Source organism: Pseudomonas sp. C9D1, from assembly GCF_056491235.1.
Genome location: NZ_JBSZIE010000001.1, coordinates 390,912 through 404,220, shown reverse-complemented (window position 1 = coordinate 404,220; position 13,309 = coordinate 390,912). Strand labels below are relative to the sequence as shown.

The following is a 13,309-nucleotide window of genomic DNA, read 5'->3' as shown; positions in this document are numbered from 1 at the left end:
CCCCGTCGCGAGACAGGGCTTTTGCAGCGGAGTCGCGATTAGGCCGCGACGACGCTCACGTACTTGCGACCGAAAGCGCCTTTGACCTCGAACTTGACCACGCCGTCCACTTTCGCGAACAGGGTGTGGTCTTTGCCCAGGCCAACGCCGTAACCGGCGTGGAACTTGGTGCCGCGCTGACGCACGATGATGTTGCCGGCCTTGATGACCTGGCCGCCGTACAGTTTCACGCCAAGGCGTTTACTTTCTGAGTCGCGGCCGTTGCGGGTAGAACCGCCAGCTTTTTTGTGTGCCATGAGTCAAATCCTCCAAAAAAGGAAATTAGGCCTGGATGCCGGTGATTTTGATTTCAGTGAACCACTGGCGGTGGCCCTGGCGCTTCATGTGGTGCTTACGACGGCGGAACTTGATGATGCGCACTTTGTCGTGACGGCCTTGAGCGACCACTTCAGCGACTACTTTGGCGCCATCAACGACCGGAGCGCCGATTTTCACGTCGTCGCCATTGCCGATCAGCAGAACGCGATCGAAGGTCACGGATTCGCCGGTAGCGATCTCGAGCTTCTCGATCTTGAGGAATTCACCTTCAGCGACTTTGTATTGCTTGCCGCCGGTAACGATAACTGCGTACATGGATTTTCTCCGTTAAACCTGCTCACCCGACGCTTTATAGAAATAAGTAGGGGTCGGCATGGCTGCATGGGGCCGGAACTGGAACCCGTGCAATTGCGTAAGGCAGGAAAATGCCCAAGGAAGTTCAGGGGCCGCGATTGTACGCAAGCCATGATTGCCGCGCAAGCACCGCTGGTACTCGCCTTGACAGCCCCCACCCTGCCCCCTAGCATGCCGCGCAACCTCAAAGGAGCACCCCTCGCTGATGCAACCCCAGGCCTTCTACCGCGTGGTGGCGGACGATTTTACCGCAGTCGACGACATCATCCGTCGGCAACTCACCTCCCGCGTTCCCCTGGTGGAGAAGATCGGCGACTACATCGTGTCCGCCGGCGGCAAGCGCCTGCGTCCGCTCCTGGTCCTGCTCAGCGGCAACGCCCTGGGCTTTGGCGGTGAGCAACTGCGCCTGCTCGCCGCCACCATCGAATTCCTGCACACCTCCACCCTGCTGCACGACGACGTGGTCGATGCCTCCGGCCTGCGCCGCGGCCGCTCCACCGCCAACGCGCTGTGGGGCAACGCGCCGAGCGTACTGGTGGGCGACTTCCTCTATGCACGCTCCTTCGAAATGATGGTGGAGCTGGGCTCGATGCCGGTGATGCGCATAATCTCCCAGGCCACCCGCGTGATCGCCGAAGGCGAAGTGCTGCAGCTGTCGAAGATCCGCGACGCCAGCACCACCGAAGAAACCTATATGGAAGTCATCCGCGGCAAGACCGCGATGCTCTTCGAAGCCTCCACCCACAGTGCCGCCGCACTGGCCCAGGCCCCGGCCGAACAGGTCGAAGCCCTGCGCACCTTCGGTGACTACCTGGGCATCGCCTTCCAGCTGGTGGACGACCTGCTCGACTACCGCGGCGACGCTGCCACCCTGGGCAAGAACGTCGGCGACGACCTGGCCGAGGGCAAGCCCACCCTGCCGCTGATCGCCACCATGCGTGACGGCACCGCCGAGCAGGCCGCCGTGGTCCGCCAGGCCATCCAGCAGGGCGGCAGCCAGGACCTGGAAGGCGTCCGCGCAGCCGTCGAAGCCGCCGGCGCCCTGGACTACACCGCCCGCCTCGCCCGCGACTACGCCGAACGCGCCATCGCCTGCCTGGAGGTGCTGCCGGACAACGAATACCGCGACGCCCTGATCGAGCTCACCCGCTTCGCCGTGGCCCGCACGCACTGATCCAACCCCGCATCACCAGAAGCCCGTCCTCGTGACGGGCTTTTTATTGCACGCTGATCCGGCACCCGGGGGGCCTTCAAGCCCAGTGAAGACGGGTATCGGCGCACGCCTACTGCCCATCGCACAGCGTGACCTGGATCAAGCAGACGACGAAAGGCTGCAAATCGCGCTTGCCATTTTGATAATAGGAATTATTCTCATCTCACTGCTTTTCAAGGAGATGAGCCATGACCTACCTGATCGATGCCTGGCTGGATCGCCCGCACCCCTACCTGCGCATCCTCCACCGTGAAACCGGCGAAGTGTGCGCCATCCTCGAAGAGGAAGCCCTCGACGAACTACGGGACCAAGGGGATCTCGACCTTGCCGGCCTGACCTCCAGCGAGCCCCTGATACTCAAGGAGCTGGTGCGCAGCCTGTTCCTCTTCTGCTATGCGCGGGCACTGCGTCCGCACAACGAGATCCAGCTGCACTGAAAGAGGTTCGGATGACGCAGGACGCGTCATCTGCATGGCCGGCGCCCCGGGGCGCCAGCCGTGCGAGCGGAGGCAAAGGCGCCTCCGCCGGTTCCCGGGCCGTCAGGGACGACGCGCCCGGCAATCACCCTGAGAAGGCTCAGAGGATTTCCAGCAGCTCCACGTCGAACACCAGCACGCTGTGCGGCGGGATGCTGCCAACGCCCTGGGCGCCATAGGCCAGCTCGCTGGGCACGTGCAGGCGCCACTTGCTGCCGGCGTTCATCAGTTGCAGGGCCTCGACCCAACCGGCGATCACGCCACCCACCGGGAACTCAGCCGGCTCGCCACGGTTGTAGGAGCTGTCGAACACGGTGCCGTCGATCAGGGTGCCGTGGTAGTGAGTGCGCACGGTGTCTTCGGCGGAAGGCTTGGCGCCCTCGCCCGCGACCAGCACTTCGTACTGCAGGCCGGACGGCAGCTGGGTCACGCCTTCACGCTTGGCGTTCTCCACCAGGTAGGCACGACCTTCGCCAGCGGCGGCATCGGCTTTCTCCTGGGCTTCAGCCTGCATACGCTCGCGGATCACCTTGAAGGCGGCGGACAGGGCATTGCCATCCACACGGCTCTCGATGCCGGCGAAGGCGTCGCGCAGGCCGGCGACAACGGCGTCGATGCTCACACCGGGCGGGGGATTGTCACGGATCTGGTCGCCCAGCTGGCGGCCGATGCCATAGCTGACACGGGTTTCATCGGTGGAAAATTCGAGTTCGGACATGGCCGGGGCTCCGCTCTGGAAAAAAGGTCGGCCAGACTAGCACAGCCCCCTTCCGCGCCCTATCCCCGCATCGCACCCCGCCCGTTCAGCGGCTGGAACCCATCGACAGCGGCACCCGCAACGCGCTGCGCCCATCGGGGGCGATGCCGCACATCTCGTCGTGCACCGACGCATGCACCAGATAGAAAGGCAGGCGCGGCAGCTCGTGCAACAGCCCCCGCGCATGCTCCACCGAGCGCAGTTGCATCGCGTGGCCACGGCCATCGTCCAGGGTGTGGCAGCGCCCATCGATATGCGCCTGCAACAGGTAGATGCCCCCTTCCATGGAGATGAGGTCGAGCCCCTCGATATGCCCGGCACGGGCTTCGCTGGAAAGGGTCTGCAGGTTCATGGCGTCACCTCGCGGTCTGTACAGGAAAAAGTTAAATACAGTTTCTGTACAGGATCAAAACCGCCGGGCAGAAACACGACCGCCCGCGAGCAGGACGCTGACGGGCGGTCATGGTGGCGCAGGAAGGCGATCAGTGATCGTGCTTGGTCATCTTGTCCAGGTAACCCATGGCGAACGCCGAGATCACGAAGGTCATGTGCAGGATCACGTACCACATGATCTTGGCGTTATCGATGTTCTGCGCATCCATGAACACTCGCAGCAGGTGGATCGACGAGATCGCCACGATGGACGCGGCCACCTTCATCTTCAGCGAGCCGGAATCCATCTTGCCCAGCCAGCTGAGCTTCTCCTTGCCTTCATCGATATCCAGCTGGGAGACGAAATTCTCGTAGCCCGAGATCATCACCATCACCAGCAGGCCGCCCACCAGCGACATGTCGATCAGCGACAGGAGCACCAGTATCAGCTCGGCTTCGGTCTTTTCGAAAACATGAGGGAGGACGTGATAGACCTCCTGGAAGAACTTCAGCGACAGCGCCAACAGCGCCAGGGACAGGCCGAAGTAGATGGGCGCCAGCAGCCAGCGCGCCGCGTACATCGTGTTTTCCAATAAGCGTTCCATGAAGCCTCGCATCCAGAATCAAAACTGGCGGCGAGTATAACGAGCACATTCCTACAGAAAAACAGGCAAGTAATGCCTCGAAATATCCCCAACAGCTGTGGATAACCCTGTGAACAGTCTTGGGAACGATGGCCCGGAGCAGGTGTGACCGGGGCTCGGCGGGCGCTGCGCAAAAGCTGCTCAACGCGACGGCCGTCAGGTCTCCGGGCTGAACAGGAAGCTGCCCAGGCTGTGACGCCGCTCGCCGTTCAGCCGGCGCAACTCACCCTGCACATGGATACGCCAGATCATCGGGTCCGCGCATTCGCAGTAGCCCAGCTCGGCCAGGCAAGAGGCAATCGCAGACAGTACCGATTCAGCGACGAAAGGCCCGTGGAATGGGCCCTGTGCCTTTAGCGCGGAGGGCTGCGCCCCGGAGATGCCGGCCGCGCAGATAAGCGTCCAGAGTCCCTTCTCTCCAGCCAGTGGCAGGATCACGCACTCGATGCGCGTAACCAACCCCAGGCATTGACGGGTAAGGCAGAGGTTGCGGGACATAACGGCGTTCCTCGCGTAGACCTGCGGCCAGCCTACACCCGCATGCAACCGTGAGGAAGTGAGGAAACCTTATCCACGCAAGCTGTGGATAAGCCTGTGGATGGAGTGGTGAAAAGTCTGTCGGACCGGCAGCCGCGCTGGGCCGGCCCTTATCGCTCAATGACTGACCAGCCACGACGCACGCAAGCGCCGTGACCGGTCATCGCCTGGTCAGGCCGGCCCCTGGATCTTGTCCTCGGGCGGGGTCTTCTTGCCGGGCTCCTTCTTCGGTCCCTTGCGCGGAGGCTTGGCCGGCGCCGGCGCTTTCTCCAGCGCGGCGACGGCTTCCTTGGCCGCATCGGGTTTCTCTTCCTCCTCCATGCCCATCTCGGCGATCTCGCGCAGGCGCTCCACCACCCGGGCGTTGACGCTGCCCTTGGGGAAACGGCCCTTGTCGTCCGGGCTGCCCGCCGCCTCGCCCACCAGCAGGCTCAGCGCCTCGTCGGCCTGGCGCACCGCGTAGACATGGAAGCGTCCGGCACGCACCGCCTGCAACACGCGCTCGTCGAGCATCAGGGTGGCGACGTTGGCCTGGGGGATGATCACGCCTTGTTCGCCCGTCAGGCCACGCGCCTCGCAGAGGCGGAAGAAGCCCTCGATCTTCTCGTTGACCCCGCCGACTGCCTGCACCTCGCCGAACTGGTTGATCGAGCCGGTGATGGCGAAGCACTGTTTCAGCGGCGTGCGCGACAGGGCCGAGATCAGGGTGCAGACCTCGCCCAGGGACGCGCTGTCGCCGTCGACATAGCCATAGGACTGCTCCAGGGCGATGCTCGCGGAAATCTCCAGCGGGAACTCCTGTGCATAACGGCTGCCCAGGTAACCGGTGAGGATCATCACGCCCTTGGAGTGGATGGGCTGCCCGAGGTTGACCTCGCGCTCGATGTCGACGATACCCGAGCCGCCCGGGTACACCGTGGCGGAAATCCGCGCAGGCACACCGAAGGCCGAGTCGCCCACCTCCAGCACGGTGAGGCCGTTGCACTTGCCCACCGCCGCGCCATCGGTGTCGATCAGGATGATGCCCGCCAGCATGTCATCGAGGATGCGCGCCGAAACGCGCCCGGTGCGGGTCGCCTTGGATTTCAGCGCACGCTCGATGTGCTCGGCATCGGTCACCTTTTCGCCGGCCAGCTGGCGCACGAAGTCCGCCTCGCTGAGCAGCTGGAACAGGTCGCCAATCTTCGCCGAGAGGCGCTTCTGGTTCTCCGCCAGGCGCGCGCTGTAGGTGGCCAGGCGCGCCACCGCGGCAGCGCTCAACGGCGCCATGCCCTCCTCCGAGGTACGGGTCTTGAGCAGTTGGGCGAACTGTTCGAGGGTCTCTTCCGACAGCGGGATCTCCTCGTCGAAGTCCACCAGCACGCGGAACATCTCCTGGAAGTCCGGATCCAGGTCCTGCAGCGTGTAATACAGCTGGCGCGAACCGATGATCAACACCTTCAGCTGCAGCGGGATCACCTGGGGCGTCAGAGTGACAGTGGCCAGCCGACCCAACTCGGCCAGGGGCGATTCCATCTTCAGCTGGCGCGAATGCAGGGCGCGCTTGAGCGCGTCCCAGACGAAGGGCTCGCTCAGCAGCTTCTCCGCCTCCAGCACCAGGAAGCCGCCGTTGGCGCGGTGCAGGGCACCCGGGCGCAACTGCCGGTAGCTGGTATAGAGGGCGCCCTGGTCGGTGCCGTACTCGATACGGCCGAACAGGTTGTCGTAGGTCGGGTGCGACTCGAACACCACCGGCGCGCCGCCGCTGGCCGGATGGCCCACCACCAGGCTCGGGCAGTACTGCTCCTCGAGCATCTCGCGGCGCTGCAGGTCCGGCTTGTCGTCGAGCATCTGGTCGACCACGGTCTTCAGCAGGTTCACCTGCATGGCCTGCAGGTAGGCGACCACGCCAGCGTTCTCCGCGTACTTCTCGGAGAGCACGCACAGCAGCGGCTGCAGGGCCTGGGTGATGGTCTCGTCGTTGAGCTGGCGCAGTTGGTTGCTGGACTCGCGCTTCCACTGCGGCAGGCTGGCCAACTCCTCGTTGAGGCGCTCCTCCAGGCTGGAGATATCCTCGTGGAAGCGTTCGCGCTCGGCTTCGGGCAGTTGGGCGAATTCGGCCTCGTCCAGCGCCTTGCCATCCTTCATCGGGGTGAAGGCGATATTGGCGCTGTCGCGGTAGAGCGCCACGTCCCTCTCCAGCGCCAGGCGCTCGATCACATCCAGGGCACGGTCGTAACGCTGGTTGAAGGCGCGGTCGATCGCGCTCTTCTTCTGCTGGAACGTGGGCGTCTCGAACACCGCCGGGAAGGTCGCCAGCAGGTTATCCACAAGCTGGCCGATGTCGGTGATGAAGGCGTTCGCCTCACCCGGTGGCAACTGCACGGCGCGGGGCTCGCGGGGCTCCTCGAAGTTGTTGACGTAGACCCAGTCCATCGGCGTTTCCAGGCGCTTGCCCTCGGCCTTGAGGTAGCGCTGCACGAAGGAGAAACGACCGGTACCCGGCTCGCCCATCACATAAACGTTGTAGCCCGGGCGCGGCATGGCGACGCCGAACTGCAGGGCTTCCACTGCGCGCTCCTGGCCGAGCACGCCGCGGAAAGGTTCGAGGTCGTCGGTGGTGGCGAAGGCGAACTGCTTGGGATCGAAGGGGCGGGTGAGCGCATCGGGCGCCAGGCGCAGGGAAGCGGCGAGGGGATCGGGCATCGGAAATCCTTATGGGTGACGCGGAAGCAATGGCCGCATTCTGGCGCCGCCTTCGTCCGCGTTGCAAGGCGTTCCGACCTCAGCGGAGCGCGGCGCGAGGCGCTTCGCAAATGCATCGGAAGGCTTGCGCAATCGTGCATTCTGGCCTTGCTTGACACCCACCCCGGGCATCGCCAAAGCTCGCCCATCCCCTCCCCAGGCGAAAGCGAGCAGTGCAGTTGAAACGGATCTTCTCCCTCCTGGCGCTCTGCACCTGTACACACCTGATGGCGGCCCCCGCCATTCCCCAGCAAACCCTGCAGCGCCTGGCGCAAGACCCCTACTGGATCGCCCTCGGCCATTACGAAACCGGCAAGCTCGGCGGCTGGCGCAGCTACGTCGACGACGAACGCTTCTTCCTCGCCGAAAACGGCGACAACGACCCGACAGCCGAACTCGCCGCCACGGTGGACGCCCTCTACCAGGACGCCAGCCTTGGCGACCGTCACCCGCAATGCCTCTACCCGGCGCGCACCCGCTGGCTGCGCGAGCGCCTGCAGTTGACCGGGCTGCCGGCGCCGGCCTGCAGCGAATTCGCCACCTGGTACCGCGATATCAACCCCCACAGCACGGTGCTGATCTTCCCCGCGGCCTACCTCAACAGCCCCTCGTCCATGTTCGGCCACACCCTGCTGCGCATCGACCAGCCCGACGTGCAGGAGAACAACTCCGCCCTGCTCAGCTACGCGCTCAACTTCGGCGCCTTCATCGAAGGCGCGGACAACAGCATCCTCTACGCCTGGAAGGGCCTGATGGGCGGCTACCCCGGCCTCTTCGCCCTGGTGCCGTACCGCGACAAACTCAAGGAATACAGCCGCCTGGAAAACCGCGACCTGTGGGAGTACCGCCTCAACCTCACGCCCGAGGAAACCGGGCGCATGGTCGAGCACGTGTGGGAGCTGCGCCAGGTGCGCTTCGACTACTTCTTCTTCGACGAGAACTGCTCCTACCGCCTGCTGGAGCTGCTGGAGATCGCCCGCCCCGGCATAGAGCTCACCGAGCAGTTCCCGCTCACCGCCATCCCCACCGACACCGTGCGCGCCATCAAGGACGCCGGGCTGGTGGAGCAGATCGACTACCGCCCCTCGCGGGAAAAGGAACTGATGGCCCGCGCCGCGCCGCTGGATGGCGACGAGCAGGACTGGGTCCTGCGCCTGGCGGAGGATGAAGGCCTGCTAGGCGACCCGGCCTTCCGCGCCCTGCCCGCCCCGCGCCGCGCGCTGATCCAGGACGCCGCCTTCCGCCTCGAGCGCTACCGCTCCACCGGCGAGGAGCGCAGCGGCGCCCGTGCGCAGCGCAGCTTCCAGCTGCTGCGGGCGATCAACCAGAATCCGCCGCCCCCGCTGCAGGCCGAACGTCCGGCACTGCCCGAGGAAGGTCACGAGTCACGCACCTGGCAACTGGGCCTCGGCAGCCGTGAGGACCGCGCCTACGCCGAATACGGCCTGCGCATGGCCTACCACGACCTCAACGACAACCTCGCCGGCTTCCCCCTCGGTGCGCAGATCGAAATCCTCCAGCTCAAGCTGCGCCAGTACGAGCAGAACCACTGGCAGCTGCAACAACTGGACTTCGCCACCATCCGCTCGCTGACCCCGCGCACCCAGTTGCTGCAGCCCTGGTCCTGGCAAGTGGCCGGCGGCCTGGAACGGGTGCCCGGCAAGGACGGTGACGAAACCCTGGTGAGCCACCTCAACGGCGGCGTGGGCGGCAGCTGGCAACTGGGGGACGACGCCCTCTACTACGCCCTGGCCACCGCCCGGGTGGAGCACAACCCGGATTTCGGCGCCTTCGTCGCCGGGGCCGGCGGCTTCGATACCGGCCTGCTCTGGCGCAACCCCCTGGGCACCCTCAGCCTGGAAGCGGCCGGCGACTACTTCCACAACGGCGAGGTGCGCCGGCGCCTGTCACTCAACCAGCAATGGGAGCTGAGCCCGGACCTGGGCCTGCGCCTCTCCGCCGAGCGCTCCTTCAGCCAGCTCGGCGGCAATGACAACGAAGTGATGCTGCAGCTGCGCTGGTACCACTACTGATCGAGATAGCGCTCGGCAACACCGCGTCCAGCGAACCAGGCCACCACGGCCTCGCGCTTGAGCAGGCGGGCGTATACCGGCGCATTCGCCCCACCGCGGATCAGCTGCCCGAGGTCCACACCCGCATCGGCCAGACGCGTCAGCAGTGCTTCGTCACCGGCCTCCACGGCGTGTTCCAGAGCGAGGCGCTGCAAGGCCGGCGCGGCCAGTAGCCGGCCGTCCTCCAGCGCACCGCGCCAGTCCTGCACCTGGGCGCTCATCCCCGCCCGCAACCGCTGCGCCAACCCGGCATCCTCGGCGGCCAGCGGGTCCAACGCCTCGTCCAGCTCCAGGCCGGTACCGTCGGCGCCCTCGGCAAAGGGGTCGCTGTAATACACCAGTTGGGCGAACAGCCCTTCCAGATCGTCCGCCACCCGGGCGAAGGAATCCTCGTGCAGGCGCATGGGCCAGGCCGGCGGCAGCCCCTTGCTCCAGGCATAGACAGCGCCGAAATTGTCACCCGGCTCGATGCGGACATAGATGCGTTCCAGGTATTCGAAGCCGCCCACGGGCAGGAACGCCAGGCGCCCATCCCACTCACGGCCCTCGTCCTCTGCGAACTCCCGAGCGCCCTCCTCCTCGTGCTCGACCCAGCCCCACAGGTCGTGGTAGCCGTCACTGCCGGGGAAGAACAGCTCGCTCAGGGAGAAGGGATGCAAGTGGCCCTGGTAGTCCACCTGGACGTCGTAATCGAGGCGGCCGCCAAAGGCGACACGCCATAGCCGCACCAGGGTCGGCGGCAGCGGGTGACCCAGGCGCTGCTCCACCTCGGCCAGCTCGGCATCGGTGATCGGCGGCCGGGCCTCGTGAATGATGCGCCCGGCGAAAGGCACCAATCCGTGCCGGCGCAGGCGTTGCAGTTCGTCGTCGGTGAACATCAGGCCTGCCCTCCCAGTCGCTCGCGCACCTGCATCAGGGCGAAACCCAGCAAGTTGAGGCCGCGCCAGGTAGCGGGCTCACGCGCCGCCGCGTCCGCCTCGGCCAGGCCGATGCCCCAGACCGGGTCCACCGGGCTGGCCTCCACCAGCACCTTGGTGCCGGTGCCCAGCAGCACCCGTTGCATGTCGGGGTTCTGCTCAAACTTGCCGAGATTGCCCTCTACCACCAGTTCGAAGCTGTGGGTCCGCCAGCGGGCGTCATCGAAACCACGGACCTCGCGGCCGAGCGCCTTGGCATCGGCCGGCGTACGGGCGGCGAGGATGCGCTCCAGCGCCTGCTCATCCCCGAACAGGCGCGCCTTGCCGGCCATCATCCAGTGCTCGGCGGTGGCATAGCGCACGCCATCCTGGGTGAAGGGCGACTTGAACCACTGGCTGAAACAGGCCTTGCCCAGCGGCGCGCCGGGGGCGCTGCTGTGGCCCCAGAAGTACAGGTAATCGAAGGATTCTCCCGCCGCGCAGCGCTCGCGCAGGTGCTCGACGGAGTGAGGGAGGTTCATGGGCGGTCCTTGCTCGGCATGTTCGAAAGGCGCACAGGATAGCCGAGCGCGGCGGCCTGGGCTGCCACCCAGCTCACGCCACGGCCTCTACCCGGCGGCCAGGTCCTTCCACTCCAGGCCGAACCGCGCCAGGTACTTGCGCAGCCGGTCGGCATCATTGGGCTGCGCCTTGGCCTGACGCGAGACGTCATAGAGCAGCCGCCCCGCCTCGGACAGGCTGCTCGCCTCGCGGCACACCGCGACCACCGCCGCCAGTTGCAGGCGGTCGAAGCGATCCAGCTCCACCACCCGCTCGCCGAGCAGCGCCGCCAGGCCGTCATCCGCCTGCCCCTGGGCGCCCCAGGCGTAGCGCAGGCGGTCGATCTCCTCCTGCACCAGCGCCTCGTCGATGCGGCCGCTGTCGGCCAGGGTCGCCATGCGCGTGATCGAGGCCGACAGCTCGCGGAAGTTGCCCGCCCAGCGCGCCTCCCCCGAGCAGGCGAAGGCCAGGTAGCGGCGCCGCGCCTCGACGTTGAAGCGCACCATGCGCCCCTGCTCGCGGGCGTGGCGTTCCAGTTCGAAATCGATGTTCGGCTCGATGTCCTCGCGGCGCCCGGCCAGGCCCGGCAGTTCGAAGGTCCAGAGGTTGATACGGGCATAGAGGTCTTCGCGGAACAGCCCCTCGGTCACCCGCGTGCGCAGGTCGCGGTGGGTGCCGGCGATCAGCAGGAAATCGCTTTCCACCTCGCGGTCCGAGCCCATGGGGAAGAAGCGCTTCTCCTCGATGGCCTTGAGCAACATGGCCTGCTCGTCGAGGCCCAGCTCGCCGATCTCGTCGAGGAACAGCATGCCGCCGTCCGCCGCGCGCAGCAGGCCATCGCGGGCGTTCTGCGCGCCGGTGAAGGCGCCCTTGATATGGCCGAACAGCGCCGACATCGCGCCGTCGCCGCGCAGGGTCGCGCAGTTCACCTCGACGAAGCGGCCCTTGATCTGGTGGCGCGCATCCTTCAGCTCGAAGATGCGCCGCGCTAGGAACGACTTGCCCGCCCCGGTCGGCCCCACCAGCAGCATGGGCGCGCGGGAACGCAGTGCCACCCGCTCGATCTGCTCGATGCTGCGGTTGAACGCCGCGTTGCGCGTGGCGATGCCGGATTTCAGCAGCGCCAGGCTCTCCAGCATCTCGCGCTGGAAGCGCGAGGCGATATGGTCGTAGCGCGACAGGTCGAGGTCGATCAGCGAGTGGGTACCGATGGCGTGGCGATCCTCGTCGCGGCGGCGGGCCGGCGAGGTCTGCACCAGGCGCGCCGGCAGGTAGCGCGCCTCGGTGAGCAGGAACCAGCAGATCTGCGCTACGTGGGTCCCGGTGGTGATGTGCACCAGGTAATCCTCGTGCTCGGTATCGAAGCGGTAGGCGCTGGCGAAGTCGTGCAGCGCCGCATACACCTCCTCGAAGTCCCAGGGGTTGTGCAGCGGCATCTCGTGCAGCACCACCTCGGTCTGCGGCGACACCTGCTCCACATCGCCCTTGATGCGCTGGGCCAGCCCCAGGTCGCGGGCATCGCTGCCGTGGATCAGCTCCAGGCGGTCCAGCAGCAGGTCCGGCTGCTGGCACAGGCCGACGCTGGGGCGCCACTTGTTCCAGCGCTCGGCGCCCTTGCCCATGCGGTCCAGGGTGGCGCCGATAAAGCCGATGGCGACGGTCTTGCGCGCCATGCTCAGTGCTCCGCCACGGTGATCAGCAGGGGCGACTCGAAGATCGCCACCGGTGATACCACGGTCTCGTCCAGCGGGATGGCCTGGCCGTAGCGCTCGCGCATCTTCGCCTTCACCACCGGCGAACTCAGGTCGAAGTCGCGGATGCGCTGCAACTCGCCCAGGCGCAGGCCGAGGCTGCGCTCGTAGAGCTTCCACACCAGCTCCGAGCAATACAGGCGCTGGTCATTCCACTCGAAGGCCAGGTCATAGCGACGCCCGCGCATGCCCTCCGCCAACTGGCGCATCTGCACCAGCACGTCAGGGGTCAGCAGCTCATCGGCACGGGCCAGCCGCTTGATCACGTAGTGCCCACCCTCGCCCCGGGCGATCCAGTGCTGCAGCGGCACGTACTGCACCTTCGCCCCCGCCTCGAACACCTGCAGCGTACCGTTGCGCGCCAGCACCAGCCCCATGTGGCTGTAGCGCGAGTGGGTGGCCTGCTGCACCGCCAGGCTCTGCGCCGAGCGCGACTGGTGGAAGATGATGTCGCCCTCGTGCACCTCGGGCAGCGGCACCGCCTGGGCCAGGCCGGCGAACAGGCTGAAGACGAGAAAAAGTGAAAAGCGCATGGCATGTCCTTGTCGAGGGCGCGTCAGTGACGGCGAGTTTATCCAAAAACATAAATCCGTATATCCATGAATATGAATACCCATGACGACCGCCACCATGG

Annotated in this window: 14 protein-coding genes; 3 read left to right on the top strand and 11 right to left on the bottom strand. The window is 66.0% G+C overall.

Annotation, left to right across the window (positions count from 1 at the left end; translation table 11 throughout):
* Positions 1-38 precede the first annotated feature (38 nt).
* Both rpmA and rplU read right to left on the bottom strand, forming a co-directional pair.
* Entirely contained in the window at positions 39-296 is a 258-nt protein-coding gene (gene rpmA / locus ACXI0U_RS01880) for a 50S ribosomal protein L27 (RefSeq protein ID WP_031287649.1), read from the bottom strand.
* A gap of 25 nt (positions 297-321) precedes the next feature.
* The gene (gene rplU / locus ACXI0U_RS01875) at positions 322-633 is read right to left on the bottom strand and encodes a 50S ribosomal protein L21 (RefSeq protein WP_021219380.1); all 312 of its coding nucleotides are present in this window, start codon (positions 631-633) and stop codon (positions 322-324) included.
* Between the two features lie 244 nt (positions 634-877).
* On the opposite strand from rplU, the gene ACXI0U_RS01870 reads away from it, so the two are divergent.
* Entirely contained in the window at positions 878-1,846 is a 969-nt protein-coding gene (locus ACXI0U_RS01870; RefSeq protein ID WP_184488591.1) for a polyprenyl synthetase family protein, read from the top strand.
* A gap of 227 nt (positions 1,847-2,073) precedes the next feature.
* Positions 2,074-2,322 carry a PA4570 family protein gene (locus ACXI0U_RS01865; RefSeq protein ID WP_021219382.1) on the top strand — a complete coding sequence of 83 codons (249 nt, stop codon included), beginning with the start codon at positions 2,074-2,076 and terminating at the stop codon, positions 2,320-2,322.
* A gap of 139 nt (positions 2,323-2,461) precedes the next feature.
* Here ACXI0U_RS01865 and ACXI0U_RS01860 read toward each other — a convergent pair whose 3' ends face one another.
* The 5 genes from ACXI0U_RS01860 to ACXI0U_RS01840 form a co-directional block, all read right to left on the bottom strand.
* The gene (locus tag ACXI0U_RS01860; RefSeq protein WP_021219383.1) at positions 2,462-3,079 is read right to left on the bottom strand and encodes a BamJ family beta-barrel-assembly machinery protein; all 618 of its coding nucleotides are present in this window, start codon (positions 3,077-3,079) and stop codon (positions 2,462-2,464) included.
* A gap of 85 nt (positions 3,080-3,164) precedes the next feature.
* Entirely contained in the window at positions 3,165-3,470 is a 306-nt protein-coding gene (locus tag ACXI0U_RS01855) for a DUF6482 family protein (protein WP_021219384.1), read from the bottom strand.
* Between the two features lie 130 nt (positions 3,471-3,600).
* Entirely contained in the window at positions 3,601-4,095 is a 495-nt protein-coding gene (locus ACXI0U_RS01850) for a TIGR00645 family protein (protein ID WP_031287650.1), read from the bottom strand.
* Between the two features lie 195 nt (positions 4,096-4,290).
* Positions 4,291-4,632, bottom strand: a complete 342-nt coding sequence (locus ACXI0U_RS01845; protein WP_021219386.1) for a PA4575 family protein — start codon at positions 4,630-4,632, stop codon at positions 4,291-4,293.
* 210 nt (positions 4,633-4,842) lie between these two features.
* Positions 4,843-7,356 (bottom strand): Lon protease family protein, encoded by a 2,514-nt coding sequence (locus ACXI0U_RS01840; protein ID WP_479549653.1) that lies wholly within the window; start codon positions 7,354-7,356, stop codon positions 4,843-4,845.
* Between the two features lie 266 nt (positions 7,357-7,622).
* Between ACXI0U_RS01840 and ACXI0U_RS01835 the strand changes: the two genes are divergently transcribed.
* Positions 7,623-9,428 (top strand): Lnb N-terminal periplasmic domain-containing protein, encoded by a 1,806-nt coding sequence (locus ACXI0U_RS01835; RefSeq protein ID WP_479550017.1) that lies wholly within the window; start codon positions 7,623-7,625, stop codon positions 9,426-9,428.
* Here ACXI0U_RS01835 and ACXI0U_RS01830 read toward each other — a convergent pair.
* The 4 genes from ACXI0U_RS01830 to ACXI0U_RS01815 form a co-directional block, all read right to left on the bottom strand.
* Positions 9,422-10,345: an SMI1/KNR4 family protein gene (locus ACXI0U_RS01830; RefSeq protein WP_479549652.1), complete on the bottom strand. Its 924-nt coding sequence runs from the start codon at positions 10,343-10,345 to the stop codon at positions 9,422-9,424. The genes ACXI0U_RS01835 and ACXI0U_RS01830 overlap by 7 nt on opposite strands.
* The gene (locus ACXI0U_RS01825) at positions 10,345-10,905 is read right to left on the bottom strand and encodes an NADAR family protein (RefSeq protein ID WP_479549651.1); all 561 of its coding nucleotides are present in this window, start codon (positions 10,903-10,905) and stop codon (positions 10,345-10,347) included. The genes ACXI0U_RS01830 and ACXI0U_RS01825 overlap by 1 nt, the downstream gene beginning before the upstream one ends.
* Positions 10,906-10,992: 87 nt before the next feature.
* Positions 10,993-12,597: an RNA repair transcriptional activator RtcR gene (gene rtcR, locus ACXI0U_RS01820; RefSeq protein WP_263400632.1), complete on the bottom strand. Its 1,605-nt coding sequence runs from the start codon at positions 12,595-12,597 to the stop codon at positions 10,993-10,995.
* A gap of 2 nt (positions 12,598-12,599) precedes the next feature.
* Positions 12,600-13,208, bottom strand: coding sequence for a YiiX family permuted papain-like enzyme (locus ACXI0U_RS01815; RefSeq protein WP_043243705.1), 609 nt, complete (start codon positions 13,206-13,208; stop codon positions 12,600-12,602).
* Positions 13,209-13,309: the final 101 nt, after the last annotated feature.

What these genes read in the sequence shown, in the direction of transcription:
- rpmA (WP_031287649.1), bottom strand. Translation starts at nt 296, where the DNA reads ATGGCACACAAAAAAGCTGGCGGTTCTACCCGCAACGGCCGCGACTCA.
- rplU (WP_021219380.1), bottom strand. Translation starts at nt 633, where the DNA reads ATGTACGCAGTTATCGTTACCGGCGGCAAGCAATACAAAGTCGCTGAA.
- ACXI0U_RS01870 (WP_184488591.1), top strand. Translation starts at nt 878, where the DNA reads ATGCAACCCCAGGCCTTCTACCGCGTGGTGGCGGACGATTTTACCGCA.
- ACXI0U_RS01865 (WP_021219382.1), top strand. Translation starts at nt 2,074, where the DNA reads ATGACCTACCTGATCGATGCCTGGCTGGATCGCCCGCACCCCTACCTG.
- ACXI0U_RS01860 (WP_021219383.1), bottom strand. Translation starts at nt 3,079, where the DNA reads ATGTCCGAACTCGAATTTTCCACCGATGAAACCCGTGTCAGCTATGGC.
- ACXI0U_RS01855 (WP_021219384.1), bottom strand. Translation starts at nt 3,470, where the DNA reads ATGAACCTGCAGACCCTTTCCAGCGAAGCCCGTGCCGGGCATATCGAG.
- ACXI0U_RS01850 (WP_031287650.1), bottom strand. Translation starts at nt 4,095, where the DNA reads ATGGAACGCTTATTGGAAAACACGATGTACGCGGCGCGCTGGCTGCTG.
- ACXI0U_RS01845 (WP_021219386.1), bottom strand. Translation starts at nt 4,632, where the DNA reads ATGTCCCGCAACCTCTGCCTTACCCGTCAATGCCTGGGGTTGGTTACG.
- ACXI0U_RS01840 (WP_479549653.1), bottom strand. Translation starts at nt 7,356, where the DNA reads ATGCCCGATCCCCTCGCCGCTTCCCTGCGCCTGGCGCCCGATGCGCTC.
- ACXI0U_RS01835 (WP_479550017.1), top strand. Translation starts at nt 7,623, where the DNA reads ATGGCGGCCCCCGCCATTCCCCAGCAAACCCTGCAGCGCCTGGCGCAA.
- ACXI0U_RS01830 (WP_479549652.1), bottom strand. Translation starts at nt 10,345, where the DNA reads ATGTTCACCGACGACGAACTGCAACGCCTGCGCCGGCACGGATTGGTG.
- ACXI0U_RS01825 (WP_479549651.1), bottom strand. Translation starts at nt 10,905, where the DNA reads ATGAACCTCCCTCACTCCGTCGAGCACCTGCGCGAGCGCTGCGCGGCG.
- rtcR (WP_263400632.1), bottom strand. Translation starts at nt 12,597, where the DNA reads ATGGCGCGCAAGACCGTCGCCATCGGCTTTATCGGCGCCACCCTGGAC.
- ACXI0U_RS01815 (WP_043243705.1), bottom strand. Translation starts at nt 13,208, where the DNA reads ATGCGCTTTTCACTTTTTCTCGTCTTCAGCCTGTTCGCCGGCCTGGCC.